The sequence below is a fragment of the Streptomyces sp. NPDC052016 genome (genome assembly GCF_044548445.1).
Lineage (GTDB): Bacteria > Actinomycetota > Actinomycetes > Streptomycetales > Streptomycetaceae > Streptomyces.
Map to the genome: position 1 here is coordinate 1 of NZ_JBIUBX010000036.1, position 18,021 is coordinate 18,021.

General features: G+C 72.3%; 13 protein-coding genes and 2 tRNA genes. 6 read left to right on the forward strand and 9 right to left on the reverse strand.

Features of this window, described 5'->3' with window-relative positions:
* Positions 1-335 precede the first annotated feature (335 nt).
* Positions 336-1,115: a hypothetical protein gene (locus tag ACIHAR_RS35195; RefSeq protein WP_400023285.1), complete on the reverse strand. Its 780-nt coding sequence runs from the start codon at positions 1,113-1,115 to the stop codon at positions 336-338.
* Positions 1,116-1,292: 177 nt separating this feature from the next.
* Between ACIHAR_RS35195 and ACIHAR_RS35200 the strand changes: the two genes are divergently transcribed.
* Positions 1,293-1,841: a bacterial proteasome activator family protein gene (locus tag ACIHAR_RS35200; protein ID WP_365462991.1), complete on the forward strand. Its 549-nt coding sequence runs from the start codon at positions 1,293-1,295 to the stop codon at positions 1,839-1,841.
* A gap of 203 nt (positions 1,842-2,044) precedes the next feature.
* Here ACIHAR_RS35200 and ACIHAR_RS35205 read toward each other — a convergent pair whose 3' ends face one another.
* The gene (locus ACIHAR_RS35205; protein WP_365462994.1) at positions 2,045-3,694 is read right to left on the reverse strand and encodes a protein kinase; all 1,650 of its coding nucleotides are present in this window, start codon (positions 3,692-3,694) and stop codon (positions 2,045-2,047) included.
* Between the two features lie 342 nt (positions 3,695-4,036).
* Between ACIHAR_RS35205 and ACIHAR_RS35210 the strand changes: the two genes are divergently transcribed.
* A complete protein-coding gene (locus ACIHAR_RS35210; RefSeq protein WP_365463061.1) occupies positions 4,037-5,635 on the forward strand; it encodes a protein kinase in 1,599 nt (532 codons plus the stop codon).
* A 105-nt stretch (positions 5,636-5,740) separates the two neighbouring features.
* Here ACIHAR_RS35210 and ACIHAR_RS35215 read toward each other — a convergent pair whose 3' ends face one another.
* Positions 5,741-6,745, reverse strand: coding sequence for a phosphotransferase (locus ACIHAR_RS35215; RefSeq protein WP_400023287.1), 1,005 nt, complete (start codon positions 6,743-6,745; stop codon positions 5,741-5,743).
* Between the two features lie 524 nt (positions 6,746-7,269).
* Here ACIHAR_RS35215 and pdhA point away from each other — a divergent pair.
* The 3 genes from pdhA to ACIHAR_RS35230 are packed head-to-tail and all read left to right on the forward strand — an operon-like array spanning position 7,270 to position 10,997.
* On the forward strand, positions 7,270-8,538 hold the full coding sequence (pdhA, locus tag ACIHAR_RS35220) for a pyruvate dehydrogenase (acetyl-transferring) E1 component subunit alpha (protein WP_365463000.1): 1,269 nt from the start codon (positions 7,270-7,272) through the stop codon (positions 8,536-8,538).
* Position 8,539: 1 nt separating this feature from the next.
* Positions 8,540-9,517, forward strand: coding sequence for an alpha-ketoacid dehydrogenase subunit beta (locus tag ACIHAR_RS35225; RefSeq protein ID WP_384657905.1), 978 nt, complete (start codon positions 8,540-8,542; stop codon positions 9,515-9,517).
* A 10-nt stretch (positions 9,518-9,527) separates the two neighbouring features.
* On the forward strand, positions 9,528-10,997 hold the full coding sequence (locus ACIHAR_RS35230; protein ID WP_365463005.1) for a dihydrolipoamide acetyltransferase family protein: 1,470 nt from the start codon (positions 9,528-9,530) through the stop codon (positions 10,995-10,997).
* Between the two features lie 206 nt (positions 10,998-11,203).
* On the opposite strand, the gene ACIHAR_RS35235 is transcribed toward ACIHAR_RS35230, so the two are convergent.
* From ACIHAR_RS35235 to ACIHAR_RS35255, 5 genes are all read right to left on the reverse strand, one after another.
* On the reverse strand, positions 11,204-13,516 hold the full coding sequence (locus ACIHAR_RS35235) for a hypothetical protein (protein WP_400023288.1): 2,313 nt from the start codon (positions 13,514-13,516) through the stop codon (positions 11,204-11,206).
* A 3-nt stretch (positions 13,517-13,519) separates the two neighbouring features.
* Positions 13,520-13,591: transfer RNA gene (locus ACIHAR_RS35240), tRNA-Pro, on the reverse strand.
* 5 nt (positions 13,592-13,596) lie between these two features.
* Positions 13,597-13,668: transfer RNA gene (locus tag ACIHAR_RS35245), tRNA-Cys, on the reverse strand.
* 222 nt (positions 13,669-13,890) lie between these two features.
* Positions 13,891-15,204 (reverse strand): nitrate/nitrite transporter, encoded by a 1,314-nt coding sequence (locus ACIHAR_RS35250; protein WP_400023289.1) that lies wholly within the window; start codon positions 15,202-15,204, stop codon positions 13,891-13,893.
* The gene (locus ACIHAR_RS35255; protein WP_365463014.1) at positions 15,201-15,863 is read right to left on the reverse strand and encodes a GntR family transcriptional regulator; all 663 of its coding nucleotides are present in this window, start codon (positions 15,861-15,863) and stop codon (positions 15,201-15,203) included. The genes ACIHAR_RS35250 and ACIHAR_RS35255 overlap by 4 nt, the downstream gene beginning before the upstream one ends.
* 238 nt (positions 15,864-16,101) lie before the next feature.
* Between ACIHAR_RS35255 and ACIHAR_RS35260 the strand changes: the two genes are divergently transcribed.
* Positions 16,102-17,004: a D-alanyl-D-alanine carboxypeptidase gene (locus tag ACIHAR_RS35260; protein WP_365463017.1), complete on the forward strand. Its 903-nt coding sequence runs from the start codon at positions 16,102-16,104 to the stop codon at positions 17,002-17,004.
* 86 nt (positions 17,005-17,090) lie between these two features.
* Here ACIHAR_RS35260 and ACIHAR_RS35265 read toward each other — a convergent pair whose 3' ends face one another.
* A complete protein-coding gene (locus tag ACIHAR_RS35265; protein WP_365463020.1) occupies positions 17,091-17,915 on the reverse strand; it encodes a maleylpyruvate isomerase family mycothiol-dependent enzyme in 825 nt (274 codons plus the stop codon).
* Positions 17,916-18,021 lie beyond the last annotated feature (106 nt).

Sequence of the window (18,021 nt, forward strand, 5' to 3'; positions counted from 1 at the left end):
AAACCCTCCCGCCCCGGCCCGGGACGACCACCCGGACGAAAGAACACCCGGCCCGCCCCGCGCCACGACGTGCACACAGTCCGCAAACCAGGCACTACGAAACAGCGAACCAAGAAGTCAACGACCCCACGACCCCGCCGCACAGGTTAAAGATCAAGCTAGAGGATGTCCGCAAAGTCTCGCCTGGCCCGCGACGCCCGGCACGCACTCTCGCCGCACCCGGCGAACACCCGAGTACGACCAGTACGCGGGCGCCCGCCCGGCACGCCGAGAACACGCACCAGACGCCGCAGGCCCCGCCCTCCGGGCGGACGACGCGACTTCGCGGACACCCCCTAGCCGCGGCCGCTCGCCCGCAACCGCAGGCCGAGGAAGGCGAGACCCAGACCCAGGCCGATGAGGACCAAGCCGCTGCCGAGGGGCAGGATCCGCAGCACGCGCCCGACGGGCTGCTCCTCGGTGGTGACCGCCTGCGGCGACGCGGTGGGGGTCAGGCCGGCCCCACGGGGCGGCTCGGTCCCGGCGCCGGGGTCCTCGTCGGGCTCCTCGGCGACGTCCCCGTCCTCGGGCGCGACCGAGTCGTCCCGCTCCTCGTGCCGGTCGTCGAACTCCTCCGCCGCCCTGCTCCGGCCCGGCCGCACCCGTCCTTCCCCGGCCCGGCTCCCGGCCCGGTCGGGCTCGCTCGGGGACGCGGAGGGGGACACGGGCGCCGACACGGCGGCGTACGACGGGGCGGTGACGCGCGGCGGGACGGTGGCGCGCGACGGGACGGGGCCGTGGGGCGACGCGGTGGCGCGCGGTGGGACGGTGACGCGCGGCGACGCGGTGGCGCGCGGTGGGACGGTGGCGCGCGGCGACGCGGTGGCGCGCGGTGGGACGGTGGCGCGCGGCGACGCGGTGGCGCGCGGTGGGACGGTGACCCGCGGCGCGACAGTGACGTGGGGCGGGACAGTGACGTACGCAGGGACGGTGGCGTACGGCGGGGCAGTGGCGTACGGCGGGGCGCCGGCGTACGCAGGGACGGTGGCGTACGACGCAACTCCCCCGAACGGCAGCCCGAGGGCCAACGCCAGGCCCGCCCCCGTCCCGCACAACCCCCACCGCCATGGAGTCACGTTCGTGACCCCCTCCCGGTGTTCAGCCGACAGAGATGAAGTAGCCACAAGCGTCACGCCGGGGCGCGCCCGTCGCACGTCGGACTGCTCCGAACGGAATACGGGGCCGAAACGGTGGATCACCCTCCACAGGGGGCACCACGATGATGAGGTGTAGGGGTGCGAGAGAATGGCGGCATGGAGATGCCGAGGAACGAAAGGTCGCCGGAGAACGCCCAGAAAATCCTGGTCGTAGGCCAGGACGGCATGGCACTCGGCGGCATCGACGCAGACGAGGACTCCCGTGAGACCCCGGTGACGGAACAGGTCGAGCAGCCGGCGAAGGTCATGCGCATCGGCAGCATGATCAAGCAGTTGCTGGAGGAGGTGCGCGCGGCTCCTCTGGACGAGGCCAGCCGGGCCCGGCTCAAGGAGATCCACGCGAGCTCCGTGAAGGAGCTCGAGGACGGCCTGGCGCCGGAGCTGGTAGAGGAGTTGGAGCGGCTCTCGCTGCCGTTCAACGACGACACGACCCCGAGCGACGCGGAGCTGCGGATCGCGCAGGCTCAGTTGGTCGGCTGGCTGGAGGGTCTCTTCCACGGCATCCAGACCACCCTGTTCGCCCAGCAGATGGCCGCGCGCGCCCAGTTGGAGCAGATGCGCCGCGCCCTGCCGCCGGGCGTGGGCGGCCACGACGGCGCCGACGAGCCACGCGCGGGCGGCCGTTCGGGCGGCCCGTACCTCTAGGCGTCTGGCGGCCCGTGCCTCCAGGCGTCTGGCGGCCCGTGCCTCCAGGCGCCTGCGCCCCCGGACCTCGAACCCCACTGGGCCCTGAGCTCCCGAACCTCTCGGGTCTCGGGGCCCCTGCCCCTTCGGGGCGGACCGTACGTCCCGACCGCAAGAAGAAAGGGCCCGGCGACCGGCGCCGGGCCCTTCTGCGTGCTCGTGCGTCAGGACGGCGGGTTGCCCGTCGACACGCTCAGCTCGATCTCGGGCATGTCCTTCGGGTCGACGTCCGTGCCGGCGGACGGGAACTGGTCCATGACCGCGCCCTCGCCGTAGGTGTTCTCGTTGTAGTCCTTGACCTTCATCGTCCAACCGGCGGCCTGGAAGCACTCCTTGACCGACTTGATGTACTTGAACTTGAAGTCCGGCACGCGGATCTTGGAGGGGTCGTTGTACGACTCCTGCGGCTCGGAGCACTCGGTCGCGTCGATCGTCTTGGACGTGTCCGGACCGCGGTAGCCGGCCGCCTTCGTCGCCGTCGCGGTCGGGCTGGCGGTTCCGCCGCCCTTGTCGTCCTCGCTGCCGCCGTTCGACATCAGCGTCCCGAGCAGGGCGCCCACCGCCACGACGGCGACGATCGTCGAGCCGATGATCACCGGCTTGTTGCTCTTGCGTCCGCCGCCGGAGGGCACGGACGTGGCCGGCTGCGGGGTGAGGTTGTACGCGGGCGGGGTGTGCGGCCCCTGCTGGTGGCCGTACGCCGGAGCGGGCGTCCGGTAGCCGCCGCCCTGCTGCGGGTAGCCGTACGACGGGGCCGGCGTCGAGGGCGCCGGGGTGCCGTACGGGTTGTTCGGGGCCGGGGTCGGCGGGTAGGGCGTCTGGACGTTGCCCTGGGGTCCCGGCGTGTTCTGGCCGACCGGCGGGAAGACCGCGGAGCCGACACCCGCGCCGCTCGACGTCTGGGCGCCGGGGACGATGCTCGGCGGGGCGGCCTGGAAGGAGGCCGCGACGCGCAGGCACTCGTCGCGCATGGCGACGGCGGTGGGGAAGCGCTCGTTCGGGTTCTTCTTCAGCGCGCGGGCGACGAGCGCGTCGACGGCCGGCGGCAGCGACCGGTTGACGGAGGACGGAGCCACCGGCTCCTCCTGCACGTGCGCGTACGCGATCGCCAGCGGCGAGTCGGCGTCGAACGGCAGCCGCCCGGTGACCAGTTGGAACAGCATGATGCCGACCGAGTACAGGTCGGAGCGGGCGTCCACGCCACGGCCCAGGGCCTGTTCGGGCGAGAGGTACTGCGGGGTGCCGACGACCATGCCGGTCTGTGTCATCGAGGTGACGCCGGACTGCATCGCGCGCGCGATGCCGAAGTCCATCACCTTGACGACGCCGCGCTTGGTCATCATCACGTTGCCGGGCTTGATGTCGCGGTGGACCAGGCCCATCTCGTGACTGATCTCCAGCGCGGCCAGCACGTCCGCTGTGATCTTCAGCGCCTTGTCGGCGGGCATCGCGCCCTGCTGCCGCACGTCCTCGTCGAGCACCGAGCCGAGCGGGCGGCCCTCGATGTACTCCATGACGATGTACGGCGTCGTCATGCCGTCGACGTCGTCCTCGCCGGTGTCGAAGACGGAGACGATGTTGGTGTGCGTGAGCTTCGCCACGGCCTGGGCCTCGCGCCGGAAACGCTCGCGGAAGGCCTGCTCGCGGCCGAGTTCGGTGTGGAGCGTCTTGATCGCGACCTGGCGGTCGAGCACGGAGTCGTACGCGAGGTGCACCGAGGCCATGCCGCCCTCGCCGAGCAAGTCGCGCAGCTGATAGCGGCCGCCGGCGAGTGCCCGCCCCGCGAACCGGCCCTGTGCGCCGTCCTGGCTCATCTTCTGCGTCCCCCGTAAGGCCTCAGGCGCCTGTCGCTTGCCGTGGCTCGCCATTAATCGAAAGTGCTATTCCCGGCCAAGTCTGCCCCAGGCCACTGACACGTCAAGCTCGGTGCCCGTTCCGTGACCGTACGCGAAAGAAGCGTCGCGGAAGCGTTACAGGGGTCGTACGGCGGGCGCACAGAATTTGCACGCCGGCCCGGGGTACGGGTTTGATGACCGGTCCGTCTCGGGCCGGCCTCCGGACTCGTCCCGGACCGGAGGTTTGCGCGGAGGCTGTAGCGTGGCCGACGGAGACCGTAACAACACCGCGCGCACCGCGGGCAGAAACGACGGCGAGGACTGATGGCACAGCAGCGCGCTCAGGGCCCGTCCGACCCCGAGGCGACTGGCGGCGGTATGTCAGATGCGCCGGAGATGTGGGGTAACGGCGGGCTTGTCGGGGACGGCCGGTACCGGCTGACCGGCAGACTCGGCCGGGGCGGCATGGCGGAGGTGTTCGCCGCCGAGGACGTGCGTCTCGGACGCACCGTCGCGGTCAAGCTGTTGCGCGCCGACCTCGCCGAGGACCCGGTGTCCAAGGCCCGCTTCACGCGCGAGGCCCAGTCGGTGGCCGGCCTCAACCACCACGCGATCGTCGCCGTGTACGACTCCGGCGAGGACGTCGTGGGCGGCCAGAGCGTGCCGTACATCGTGATGGAGCTGGTCGAGGGACGGACCATCCGCGACCTGCTGCTCAACGCCGAGGCGCCGGGCCCCGAGCAGGCACTCATCATCACGTCCGGCGTCCTGGAGGCGCTGGCCTACTCGCACCAGCACGGCATCGTGCACCGCGACATCAAGCCGGCGAACGTCATCATCACGCACAACGGCGCGGTGAAGGTGATGGACTTCGGCATCGCCCGTGCCCTGCACGGCGCGTCCACGACGATGACGCAGACCGGCATGGTCATGGGCACCCCGCAGTACCTCTCGCCGGAGCAGGCCCTCGGCAAGGCCGTGGACCACCGTTCCGACCTGTACGCCACGGGCTGCCTGCTGTACGAACTGCTCGCGCTGCGCCCGCCGTTCACGGGCGAGACCCCGCTGTCGGTGGTCTACCAGCACGTCCAGGACATCCCGGTGCCGCCGTCGCGGACCTCGGACGGGGCGTGCCCGCCGGAACTCGACGGCCTCGTCATGCGGTCCCTCGCCAAGGAGCCCGACGACCGTTTCCAGACCGCGGAGGAGATGCGCGGCCTGGTCCAGTACGCCCTGCAGATGCTGTACGACCAGGGCGGCCACACGGGCACCTGGAACACCGGGCCGGTCGACGCGGCCGCCGGTGCGGGCGCCGCCGCGGCGGGCTTCGCGAGCACGTCGGTGATGCCGCACGGCGCCGACGGCTCCAGCACCTCGCAGATCCCGCAGCCGCTCCTGCCCGCCGGCTACGGCGGCGGTGACGAGGGCGGCTTCGAGGGCCACGGGAACAAGGGCAGCGGCCGCGGCAAGCTGTGGGTCCTCGCCGTCCTGGCGGTGATCGCCATCGCCGCAGGCGTCGCGCTCGCGCTGAACAACGCCGGTTCCAAGGGCGGCGGCTCGGAGACCACGCAGTCGCCGAGCGCCACGCCGTCCGCGACGGACGACAAGGCCAGCGCGTCCCCGAGCGACTCGCCGACCGACGACTCCACGGAGGACACCTCGGACGGCAGCTCCGGCTCGAACTCCGGTCCCGACTGGACTCCGTCGTACGAGCCCTCGTACACGCCGTCCCCCAGCTACAGCAGTGAGCCGTCCGACGAGCCGTCGGACCAGCCGAGCGAGACGGAGTCGTCCCAGGAGCCGAGTGACCCCGCGACGAGCGACCCGGGCACCACGGACGGCGGCACGAACGACGGTGGCACGACCGACGGGGGCACCGTCTCCGGACTCACGAGCGGCGGCGAGGAAGGGGACTCCTGACCGGCCGCACCGCACAGCGCACGCGCGCGAGGAGCCTGAACCGGGCTTCACGCGCGCGTGCTCGCCTTCGACGGCCGCCTGCCGCCCCCGGCCCGGGATCCCGCCTCAGTCCGTGAAGGCGTCGCGGACCGCGTCGTACTCCCGCGTCCACCACACGGCGAGGGCGGAGGCCGCCGGGAACTGGGAGTCGGCGCGGGTGTCGCCGCGCTCGTAGTGCCAGCGCAGCATCCAGAAGTCGTTGAGGCGCTCCCACCACACGCGGTGCACGGCCGCCGCGAGTTCGGACGGTGCGGCCCCGGCCGTGCGCCGGTACGCGCGCGCGTACGCCCGTGCCCTGGGCAGGTCGAGGGTGCCGTCGGGCCGGACGAAGAAGATGGCGGCGGCGCGGACGGCCTCCTCCGCGCGGGGCTGCACGCCGAGCCGGTCCCAGTCGACGATGGCGGCGGGGGCGTCGTCGCGGTAGAGCAGGTTGAAGGGGTGGAAGTCCCCGTGGACCCAGCCGGCCGGGCCGCTGCGCGGCGGGCGCCGGTCGGCGTGCCGTTCCAGCAGGGTGCGCCGTTCCAGCAGCCGGTGGCGGGCCAGTTCGTCGAAGGAGTCGGCGGGGCGGTGGCGGCGCACGCGCGCGAGGAGGTCGTCGATCAGCGCGAAGGTGTCGGAGGGGGCGGGGCTCTCGGTGGGGGTGGCGCGCGCCCGCGCGTGGGCGGGCATCACGCGCTCCAGGCTCGCGTGGACGACGCCCAGCAGCGCCCCCAGCCGGCCGCACTCGCCGGGGGTGAGCTGGGCGCCGTGGCGGTGGCGGCCGTCGATCCAGGGGTGCAGGGCGTAGGCGTGGCCGCCGACGACGGCGACCGTGCGTCCGTCGCGGCCGGGCAGCGGGGGCGCCACGGGGACGCCGAGGTCGGCCAGGCGCTGGGTGGCCCGGTGCTGGCGGACGATCGAGGACGGGTCGGCGGTGTCCGGGTCGAAGTGGTGCTTGAGGAAGTAGCGGCCGCGGGTCGTGCGCAGCCGGTAGCCGCGGTTCAGCAGCCCTTGGTCGACGGGCTCGCAGGCGACGGCGGAGCCGGCGGCGTATCGGCGGAGCAGGGCGCCCAGAGGGGGCGCGTGGGGCACAGAGGGTGGTACACAGGAGCGCGGCACGCGCCGATGCTAGGGCACGTGCAGGGGCCCGTGAGCTGGGCGTTGTCACACACAGTCACCAGGCGTCACAAGTGATCTCCGGCGGTCGTCCTGGGGTCCGTCCCGGGCGTGGAGCGGTCCACCGAAGAAGGGGCCGACCGGGTGAAACATCACGATTCGTCCGTCCTTGCGTACCGTCGGCGCATTCGCAGCCAAACCCTTCCCGTGACCTGGGTCAGCGGGATAACGTGCCGTAGCTCCGGCCTCCTGCAAGGCTGTGACCAGGCGCCTTTCGGACTTTGCCTATTTACTTGGAAATCCAAGCAAAAACGCAGGTCAGATGGGGTTTCACAGAAATGTCGCGCACTGGGTAACGTGAAATCTTGCAGGGCGCTCGCCGGGGCACCTGTCACGCCTGTTCCGGCCGAGTGGCACCCACCCCGTGCACGGGTGCCGGAAACAGGTGAGCCGCACTGGTTCCCGGCAACCCCGGGGGCCGGACCGACGGAGGAGCACACGTGACCGTGGAGAGCACTGCCGCGCGCAAGCCGCGACGCAGCGCCGGAAGCAAGGCCGGCGCCACCGGCACCGAGGCGGCGGCCGGCACCACCCGCGCCGCGGCGGCCAAGGCCACCGGCACCAAGCGCGCCGCCGGCGCGAACCGCACCACCCGCACCAGCCGCGCCACCGCGAAGCAGGGCGGCGAGCACCAGCTCGTCCAGCTGCTCACGCCCGAGGGCGAACGCGTGAACGACGCCGAGTACGACCCGTACGTCGCCGACGTCACCCCCGAGGAGCTGCGCGGCCTGTACCGCGACATGGTGCTCACCCGCCGCTTCGACGCCGAGGCCACCTCCCTGCAGCGTCAGGGCGAGCTGGGCCTGTGGGCCTCGCTGCTCGGCCAGGAGGCCGCCCAGATCGGCTCCGGCCGCGCCCTGCGCGACGACGACTACGTCTTCCCGACCTACCGCGAACACGGCGTCGCCTGGTGCCGCGGCGTCGACCCGACCAACCTGCTGGGCATGTTCCGCGGCGTCAACAACGGCGGCTGGGACCCCAACGGCAACAACTTCCACCTCTACACGATCGTCATCGGCTCCCAGACGCTGCACGCCACCGGCTACGCCATGGGCGTCGCCAAGGACGGCGCGGACTCGGCGGTCATCGCCTACTTCGGCGACGGCGCCTCCAGCCAGGGCGACGTGGCCGAATCGTTCACCTTCTCCGCGGTCTACAACGCCCCGGTGGTGTTCTTCTGCCAGAACAACCAGTGGGCGATCTCCGAGCCGACCGAGAAGCAGACCCGCGTCCCGCTCTACCAGCGTGCACAGGGCTACGGCTTCCCGGGCGTCCGCGTCGACGGCAACGACGTCCTCGCCTGTCTCGCGGTCACCAAGTGGGCCCTGGAGCGGGCCCGCAGGGGCGAGGGGCCGACCCTCGTCGAGGCGTACACGTACCGCATGGGTGCCCACACCACCTCCGACGATCCCACCCGCTACCGGCACGACGACGAGCGCGCCGCCTGGGAGGCGAAGGACCCGATCCTGCGCCTCCGCCGGTACCTGGAGGCCTCAAACCACACGGACGAGGGATTCTTCGCGGAACTCGAGGCCGAGAGCGAGGCGTTGGGCAGGCGAGTGCGCGAAGCGGTCCGTGCCATGCCCGACCCGGACCACTTCGCCATCTTCGAGAACGTGTACGCGGACGGGCACGCGCTCGTCGACGAGGAGCGGGCCCAGTTCGCCGCCTACCAGGCGTCGTTCGCGGACGCAGAGGGGGGAAACTGAGATGGCCGAGAAGATGGCACTCGCCAAGGCGATCAACGAGTCGCTGCGCCACGCCCTGGAGTCCGACCCCAAGGTCCTCATCATGGGCGAGGACGTCGGCAAGCTCGGCGGCGTGTTCCGGGTGACGGACGGCCTGCAGAAGGACTTCGGGGAGTCCCGGGTCATCGACACCCCGCTCGCCGAGTCCGGCATCGTGGGCACCGCGATCGGCCTCGCCCTGCGCGGCTACCGCCCGGTGGTGGAGATCCAGTTCGACGGCTTCGTCTTCCCGGCCTACGACCAGATCGTCACGCAGCTCGCGAAGATGCACGCCCGCTCGCTGGGCAAGGTCAAGCTCCCGGTCGTCGTCCGCATCCCCTACGGCGGCGGCATCGGCGCCGTGGAGCACCACTCGGAGTCCCCCGAGGCGCTCTTCGCGCACGTGTCGGGCCTGAAGATCGTCTCCCCGTCGAACGCCGGCGACGCCTACTGGATGATGCAGCAGGCCATCCAGAGCGACGACCCGGTGATCTTCTTCGAGCCGAAGCGGCGCTACTGGGACAAGGGCGAGGTCGACACCGAGGCCATCCCCGGCCCGCTGCACAAGGCGCAGGTCGTCCGCGAGGGCACCGACCTGACCCTGGTCGCCTACGGCCCGATGGTGAAGCTCTGCCAGGAGGTCGCCGCCGCGGCCGCCGAGGAGGGCAGGAACCTCGAGGTCCTGGACCTGCGCTCGGTCTCCCCGCTCGACTTCGACTCCATCCAGGCCTCCGTGGAGAAGACCCGCCGTCTGGTCGTCGTCCACGAGGCGCCGGTGTTCTTCGGCTCGGGCGCGGAGATCGCCGCCCGGATCACGGAGCGCTGCTTCTACCACCTGGAGGCCCCGGTGCTCCGGGTCGGCGGCTACCACGCCCCGTACCCGCCGGCCCGCCTCGAGGAGGAGTACCTGCCGGGCCTGGACCGGGTACTCGACGCCGTCGACCGTGCCCTGGCGTACTGAGGAGAGGGTCGTGACGACGATGACGGAAGCGTCCGTACGCGAGTTCAAGATGCCCGACGTGGGCGAGGGACTCACCGAGGCCGAGATCCTCAAGTGGTACGTCCAGCCCGGGGACACGGTGACGGACGGGCAGGTGGTGTGCGAGGTCGAGACCGCCAAGGCCGCCGTCGAGCTGCCCATCCCCTACGACGGTGTGGTCCGCGCCCTCCACTTCCCCGAGGGGACCACGGTGGACGTGGGCACGGCGATCATCGCGGTGGACGTGGCGGGCTCCGCCGCGCCCGCCGGTACGCCGGCGCCGGCCGCCGCCGCGGAGCAGAAGCCCGCCGAGCCCGAGGCGGAGGGTTCCGGCCGCCAGCCGGTCCTCGTCGGGTACGGCGTGGCCGCCTCCTCCACCAAGCGCCGGCCGCGCAAGGCGGCGGAGATCCCGGCCCAGGAGTCGGCCGTGACCGCGGCCGTCCAGGCGGAGCTGAACGGGCACGGTACGGCGGCGCACCCCGCGCCGGCCCCCGGTCTGTCCGCCCTGACCGAGAGGCCCCGCCCGCTCGCCAAACCGCCCGTGCGCAAGCTGGCCAAGGACCTGGGCGTGGACCTCGCGACGGTGGTCCCGTCCGGCCCCGACGGCATCATCACGCGCGAGGACGTCCACGCGGCGGCGTCCCCGGTGCAGGCCCCCGCACAGCCGGCGGCGCCGCAGCCGGGCCCGGCCGCCGTCCCGACGGGCACCGCGGCGCCGGCACCCACCGCCGCTCCGGCACCCGCGGTCACCTACGACGCGGTTCGTGAGACCCGCGTCCCGATCAAGGGGGTCCGCAAGGCGACAGCGCAGGCGATGGTGGGGTCGGCGTTCACGGCGCCGCACGTCACCGAGTTCGTGACGGTCGACGTCACGCGCACGCTGAAGCTGGTCGAGGAGCTCAAGCAGGACAAGGACATGCAGGGGCTGCGGGTCAACCCGCTCCTGCTGATCGCCAAGGCCCTGCTGGTCGCGATCAAGCGCAACCCGGAGGTCAACGCCTCCTGGGACGAGGCCAACCAGGAGATCGTGCGCAAGCACTACGTGAACCTGGGCATCGCGGCCGCGACCCCGCGCGGTCTGATCGTGCCGAACATCAAGGACGCCCACGACAAGACGCTGCCGCAGCTCGCCGAGGCCCTGGGCGAGTTGGTGGCGACCGCGAGGGAGGGCAAGACCTCCCCGGCGGCCATGCAGGGCGGCACGGTCACCATCACCAACGTCGGGGTCTTCGGCGTCGACACCGGCACGCCGATCCTCAACCCCGGCGAGTCCGCGATCCTCGCGGTCGGCGCGATCAAGCTCCAGCCGTGGGTGCACAAGGGGAAGGTGAAGCCGCGTCAGGTCACCACGCTGGCGCTCAGCTTCGACCACCGCCTGGTGGACGGCGAGCTGGGCTCCAAGGTCCTGGCGGACGTGGCGGCCATCCTGGAACAGCCGAAGAGGCTGATCACCTGGGGATGACCCCCGAGGCGACCTCGGCGACCCGGTCACCCGCGGGAGCCGCTTCGCCCTGAAGGAGCCACGCACCTGCCGAACAGGGCGTGGCTCCTGGGCCGGGCGCGGTGTCTCCGCTCCCTCGGCCCGGCCGACGAGCAGGCGCAGCCGTGGTCAGCCGGTGGCCGGACAGGCGTCCCATCGCCACGCGCCGTCCTCACGCGTCCACCGGGTCACCTGGCCGGCCTCGTCGTGTCCAGCATCCAGTGGCCGCCGGTGGTCCACCCCAGGAGCCGTCGGCCCTCGCCGTCCTCCGGCGAGCCGCCCCGCGCGACCTGGCGCAGGCCGGTGAGGGCGGGGGCGAGGCGGGCCGCCACATGGCCGGGGCGGCGGGTGAGCTCCTCGGACAGCCAGTCCAGGGTGCGGGCCTGCTCCCGCGGGGTGCACAGGGACAGGTGGAACAGCATCTGCCGCCAGGCGTAGGCCGCGTCCTTGACGGTGGACAGCGGACGCGGGTTGCCGTGGACGCGTGCGGTCAGGCGGCAGACGGTGTCGAAGCTGCGGCGGGCCAGGTCCTCCCAGCCCGTGGCGGGGGCGATGCCCACGCGGTGGACCAGGGTGGCCAGGTTGTGCGTGGTGAGGATCTGCGCCTGCTCGATCACCGTGCCGTTCGCGGCCACCGAGCCGAAGCCCCAGCGGGCGCGGGACGAGGAGGCCCCGGCCCGTTCGGCGCACAGCTTCGCGAACGCGGGCGAGGTCCGGGGACGGATCGTCCGGGTCTGCGCCTCGCCGGCCTCGGCGATCGCCAGGTTGCGCAGGGCCCGGTAGTCGATGGCGTAGTAACGCTCGTAGAGCGAGCCGCCGCCGAGGAGTTCGGCGGCGACGCGAGCCGCGGCGAGGAACTTCGGGGTGAACGTGCCCATGAAGATGTCCGCGGCCAGCTCCTCGACCAGGGGAGCGCCCAGGTCGGCCTGGCGCGCCAGCACGGACAGTTCGCGGACGAGCGGGTTGGGCAGCATCGTGCCCGGGAAGGCCTGCACCGCCAGCTCGCCGAGCCGCCGCAGCGCGAGGGCGGACACCTCCCCCGCCTCGGTGTCGGAGCGCCACCCCGCCACGGCCTTCACCCACGGCAGCTCCTCCACCCGCACCTGCCGCTCCAGGTCGAGCAGGAGCAGCGAGCGGCGGTTGCGGAAGGCGCGGTAGTGGGCGGCGGCCAGGGTGCGCAGGGACTCGTCCCGGTAGGCCTGCGCCGTGGTGGCGGCGACGAGCTGCGGGACCAGCTCGGCCAGCACTTCCGCCGACGGCACGAGACCGCGCTCCACCAGCGTGCCGATGGGCGCGCTCAGCGCGGCCTCGACGGGCCGTCGCAGAGCGTGCGGGATCGCCGCCCCCGCGGGCAGCCCCGTCTCCCGCGCCTCCTCCTCGCTCACCGGGGCGAGGAGCGGCTCGACCTCGCCGACGCCCTCCTCCAGCGGCAGCCCGGACAGCCTGCGCAGCACGAGCTGGGCCAGGGCGTGGTGCGAGGGCAGCGCCGCCTGCGCGGCCTGCTCCCGGCGCAGCGCGGTCAGCTCCGGGGACCCGGGCCGCCCGCGCCGCCGCACCATGGACGTGACCGCGTGCCGCAGCAGCCCGACCCGGCGCGCGTCCAGCGGGCGGCCCGCCAGGGTCTCCTCCAGGGCGCCCCGCAGGATCGCCAGGTTCTGCTTGGGGTTGAGGTGCTTGGTGCAGTACGTGTGCCGACGGGCGAGGTCGCGGTAGCGGCGCAGCAGCTCCTCGCCGCGCTCGTGCCAGCCGGCGTCGGGGGTGCGCGCCAGGACCTGCCCGTCCTCGGCCGTCTCCAGCCAGTGCGCGAGCAGTTCGTCGCCGAACGGCTGCCAGACGGCGAGCGCCTCCCGCTGTGTCTCCACGGCCCGGCTGGGGAGGCGCCGGTCCAGGTCGTGCCAGGCGTCGCCGACGGTACGGCGGTGGACCGCGGCGGCGTCTGGGGCGGGACGGTCGGCGGGCGGCGGCGAGAAACGCAGACGGTCCGCGAACGGGACCAGCTCCTCGACGAGGGCCACGGCGGCCTGCGTCTCCCCGGCCCTGGCGAGCCAGGCCACGGTGAGCAGGGCGGCCTCCTCGGGGACGGTCACCTCGTAGCGTCCGCTGTCCAGCAGGTCGTAGAGCCGGCCCAGTCCGTCCTCGGACAGCCAGTACGCGAACAGGGCCCGCCGGTCCTCCGGGATGCCGGCCCGCCGCGCGACCTCGGTCTCGTACGGGCGCAGGGGCCCGCCGGCGAGGGCCTCGCCGGTGGCGAAGCCGCCGCGGACGACCTCGGGGGTCACCCAGGCGGGCAGCCCGGCGACGGGGGTCCGGGAGCCGATCGCGAGCAGTCCGTTGGCCATGCCGGCGAGGACGGCGCGCCAGGCGCGGCTCTTGTCCTGGGCACGGCGGCGGGTGTCGGGGTCCTGGTGGGTACGGGCGGTAGCGAGCGCCCTGGCCAGTTGGCCGGACGCGTAGCCAGGGTTCGCCTCTGCGAGGTGCTGCTGGTCAGCGTCGTGGTTCATAAGCCGACGTGACGGGTTCCGCCCCCGTGCCCTCCGGGTCCCGAGCCCGGCGCTCTGCTGCTGAGCTACACGTCGTCCAGCCGACGTGGCGGGTGCCGCCCCCGCTCCCTCCGGGTCTGCAGCCCGGCGCTCTGCTGTTGAGCTACACGTCGATGGCCCCGACGGTAGAGGTCGAACGCCCGTGCGGGCAACCGGGTTTCGGCAGCGGGCGGGGGCTCATGGCGCCGGTCCGGGTGATGCGGCCCGGCCGGGGCGCCCCCTCCGGCGCGGTTCGGGACGAGGCCGCAACGAGGACGCGGCTTGCGGGACGGGGCCCGTTCAGGGCCGAGTCGGGGAAGCCGGGGGAGCCCCGGCGACGCCCGCACCGACCCCTCCTAGACGGGCACGTGCACGGACGACACCCGGCTCGCGATCAACCGCTCCCGCTCCCGCCGGGCCGCCCGCCTGCGCAGCCGCAGGATCTGACTCACCCCGATCGCCTGCAGCACGAACACCGCGGAGAAGGCGACCCGGTAGTCGTCCCCGGTCGCGTCCAGCAGTACGCCGATCGCGAAGAGCGTCGTCATGGAGGCGACGAAACCACCCATGTTGGTGATCCCGGAGGCGGTCCCCTGACGCTCGGGCGGGTTCGCAGGCCGTGCGAAGTCGAAGCCGATCATCGAGGCGGGCCCGCAGGCCCCGAGGACGGTGCACAGCACCACCAGCAGCCACATCGGAGCGCGCCCGCCGGGGTACGCCAGCGTCGCCGCCCACAGCAGCGCGGTCGCGCCCACGGTCCCGAGCGCGAGCGGCAGCCGCGCACCGTGGTGCCGGGCGACGACCTGCCCGTACACGAGGCCGACGACCATGTTGGACAGGACGACGAGGGTGAGCAGTTCCCCGGCGGTGGCCCGGCTGAGGCCCTGCGCCTCGACGAGGAAGGGCAGTCCCCACAGCAGCAGGAACACCATCGCCGGGAACTGGGTGGTGAAGTGCACCCAGAGCCCCAGCCGTGTCCCCGGCTCCCGCCAGGACGCGGCGATCTGCCGGCGCACGTACGCGGCCCCCTGGTGGGGGAAGGGCGCGGGCTCGTACCCCTCGGGGTGGTCCTTGAGGAACAGCACCAGCAGCACCAGCACGACGACCCCCGCGAGGGCGCTCCCCGCGAACGCCGCCGTCCATCCCACGCCGTGCAGCAACCGGGCCAGGACCAGCGTGGACACGAGGTTGCCCGCCATCCCCGCCAGCCCCGCGCACTGCGCGACCAGCGGCCCGCGCCGCGCCGGGAACCAGCGCGTCCCGAGCCGCAGCACGCTGATGAAGGTCATCGCGTCCCCGCACCCCAGCAGCGCCCGTGAGGCGAGCGCCATGCCGTACGACGGCGAGAACGCGAACCCGAGCTGCCCGGCCGTGAAGAGCACGACGCCGATGCCCAGCACCTTCTTGGTGCCGAGCCGGTCCACCAGCAGACCGACCGGTATCTGCATGCCCGCGTACACCAGCAGCTGGAGGATCGTGAAGGTGGACAGCGCGGAGGCGTTCACATGGAAGCGGTCGGCGGCGTCGAGGCCGGCCACTCCGAGGGAGGTCCGGAAGATGACGGCGACGAAGTAGACGGAGACGCCGATCCCCCAGACGGCGATCGCACGCCGTCCACCCGGCGGGTCACCCGGAAGGGTGGAGTTGCCGGCCGGCCGCGTCGGGCTCATCGGACCTCACCCCGCGCCAGGTGCGAGAACCAGCCGACGTGCCGGTGGACGATCCCGACGGCCGCCTCCGCGTCCCCGGAGCGCAGCGCCTCCAGGATCTCCTCGTGCTCCAACAGGGTCTTGGCGATCCGGTCCGGGTGGGAGTGCAGGACGGCGACGCCCATCCGAAGCTGACGGTCGCGCAGCTGGTCGTACAGCCGCGACAGGATCTCGTTCCCGCCGCTGCGGACGATCTCGGCGTGGAAGCAGCGGTCGGTGACGGCGGCCCCGGCCAGGTCGCCGGCGGCGGCCTGTTCCTTCTGGCGCGCGAGCAGTTCCTCCAGCCGTTCGATGAGTCCCGGCGGCGCGGGCACGGCCTTGCGCGCCGCGTGCTCCTCCACCAGCAGCCGGGTCTCCACGACGTCCGCGATCTCCTGCGCGGAGACCGGCAGGACCAGCGCTCCCTTCTTCGGGTACAGCTTGATCAGCCCCTCCACCTCCAGGCGCAGCAGCGCCTCCCGCACCGGTGTGCGGGAGACCCCGACGGCCTCGGCGAGTTCGCCTTCGGTGAGTAGCGTGCCGCCTTCGTAGCTGCGGTCGAGGACGCCCTGTTTGACGTGGGCGTAGACACGGTCGGCGGCGGGCGGCTGCTTGAGGGTGGCTGGAGGGGCGGATGGCATGTCCACAGGATAGATACAACACGTACGCATGCGGGGCCGTGTCCATCATGCGGACGGTGGAGGACGCCCGGGAGGGCGAGGATCCCCGGAAGGGGGACGGGCGGGGTTGGCGAAAAACGCTCGCAGCAAGCGCACAACTTTCTGTGCTACTTACGTGTCACACACATGCGGTCCCACCTACTTTCCCCTTGAACTCGGCCGCATCGCAGGGGCATTCGACGTAATCGGGGTATTTCAGTTGATAACCGCCATCAAGGGCATCCGGACCCGCAGAGCCGCAGCCGTCGCCATCACGACCGGCGCGATGCTCGCCACCGGTGCCCTCACCGCGGCGCCCGCACAAGCCGTTGCCACGCCCACCATCGCCGCCAAGACCGGCTACGTGATGAACAACGCGAACAGCGCGCAGCTGTACGCCAAGGGTGCGAACACCCGGCTGAGCACCGGCTCCACCACGAAGATCATGACCGCCAAGGTCGTGCTCTCGCAGCCGGGCCTGAACCTGGACGCCAAGGTCACCATCCAGAAGGCGTACAGCGACTACATCGTGTCGAAGGGCGCCTCGTCCGCGCGCCTGATCGTCGGTGACAAGGTCACGGTGCGTCAGCTGCTCTACGGGCTGATGCTGCCGTCGGGCTGCGACGCCGCCTACGCGCTCGCCGACAAGTTCGGCTCCGGCTCGACCCGGTCCGCGCGCGTCAAGAACTTCATCGCCAAGATGAACAACACGGCGAAGGCGCTGGGCATGACGAACACGCGCTTCGACTCGTTCGACGGCATCAGCAACGGCGCCAACTACTCCACGGCCAAGGACCTCACGAAGCTCGGCAGCAACGCGCTGAAGAGCTCGATATTCCGCACGATCGTCAAGACCAAGTCGTACACGGCCAAGACGATCACCAAGACCGGCACCACCCGCACCATGGCGGCGTGGACCAACACCAACACGCTGCTGAGCAGCTACAGCGGCACCATCGGCGTGAAGACCGGCTCCGGCGCGCAGGCGAAGTACTGCCTCGTCTTCGCCGCCACCCGCAACGGCAAGACCGTCGTGGGCACGGTGCTGGCCTCCACCAACGCCACCACGCGCTCCGCGGACGCGACGAAGCTGCTGAACTACGGCTTCGCCAGGCTCGGCTGACGCCGGCCTACCTCCGGGCAACGGGACGGGCCCGTCGTGATCGTCACGACGGGCCCGTCCCGTGTACTGCCGCTTCCTGCCGCGTACTACTGCGTCACCGGGAAGTTCCGCAGGATCGCCGCGATCAGCTCCGGCTCCCCCTCAGCCTTCACCCGGTCCGCGACCGCCTCCGGGGTCACCCGGCCGCAGGCCAGGCGGACGTACGTCTCCCAGTCGAGGGAGAAGGCGGCCGCGGGCCCGAGGGCGGGAGCCGTCTCGAGGGTGCCGCGCCCCTGGATGTCGACGCGGATCGTGCGCAGGAACTCGACGGGCCCGTGCACGTCGAAGACGATGGCCGAACTGCGCGGCGCGTTCGCCTTGTCGGCCACGACGGCGGGGAGTTCGGCGAGGAGCACGTCACGGGTGATGTGCGCGCCGGGGGAGTCGAGGTTGCCGGGGCGGCCGAGGGCGGCCCGCAGATCCTGCTCGTGCACCCACACGTTGAACGCGTGGTTGCGCATGGACTGCTCGAGGGTGAGCTCGGTGCCGAGGGGGCCGCGCACCTTGGTGGCCGGGCCGCGCGACTCGTTCCGCAGCTGGCGGTTGCGCCGGATGATCGTGTACTCCAGCTCGGACGTCATCTCCGGCGCCGTGTGGTGACGGCGGACGTCGACCTGTATCTCCATGTAGCGCTGGAGGTCGGTGGCGACGTGGAAGAGGTCGCGGGGGAGGGAGTGGATGGGCCGCGGATCCCCGTACATCTCGCAGTCCAGTCCGATGACGTGCGACACGATGTCGCGCACCGACCATCCGGGGCACGGGGTACGGCGGTTCCAGTCCGCCTCCACCAGCGGCTGCACCAGCTCGGATATCGCTTCGATGGAGTGGGTCCAGGCGTCGGCGTAGGGCTGGAGGGTGGGATGCAGACTCACGGAACGGGACCCCTCGGCGGTCGGTACACGGGCGGGCAGATAGTGGCGGCGTTTGCCAGCGGGAGTGGCTGTCGGCGGGTGTCTTGAAACGCTAAGTTACGCTGCT

Bases quoted from the DNA above. Each gene is read 5' to 3' on its own strand.
- ACIHAR_RS35200 (WP_365462991.1), top strand. From the start codon at position 1,293: ATGGAGATGCCGAGGAACGAAAGGTCGCCGGAGAACGCCCAGAAAATC.
- ACIHAR_RS35205 (WP_365462994.1), bottom strand. From the start codon at position 3,694: ATGAGCCAGGACGGCGCACAGGGCCGGTTCGCGGGGCGGGCACTCGCC.
- ACIHAR_RS35225 (WP_384657905.1), top strand. From the start codon at position 8,540: ATGGCCGAGAAGATGGCACTCGCCAAGGCGATCAACGAGTCGCTGCGC.
- ACIHAR_RS35235 (WP_400023288.1), bottom strand. From the start codon at position 13,516: ATGAACCACGACGCTGACCAGCAGCACCTCGCAGAGGCGAACCCTGGC.
- ACIHAR_RS35250 (WP_400023289.1), bottom strand. From the start codon at position 15,204: ATGAGCCCGACGCGGCCGGCCGGCAACTCCACCCTTCCGGGTGACCCG.
- ACIHAR_RS35255 (WP_365463014.1), bottom strand. From the start codon at position 15,863: ATGCCATCCGCCCCTCCAGCCACCCTCAAGCAGCCGCCCGCCGCCGAC.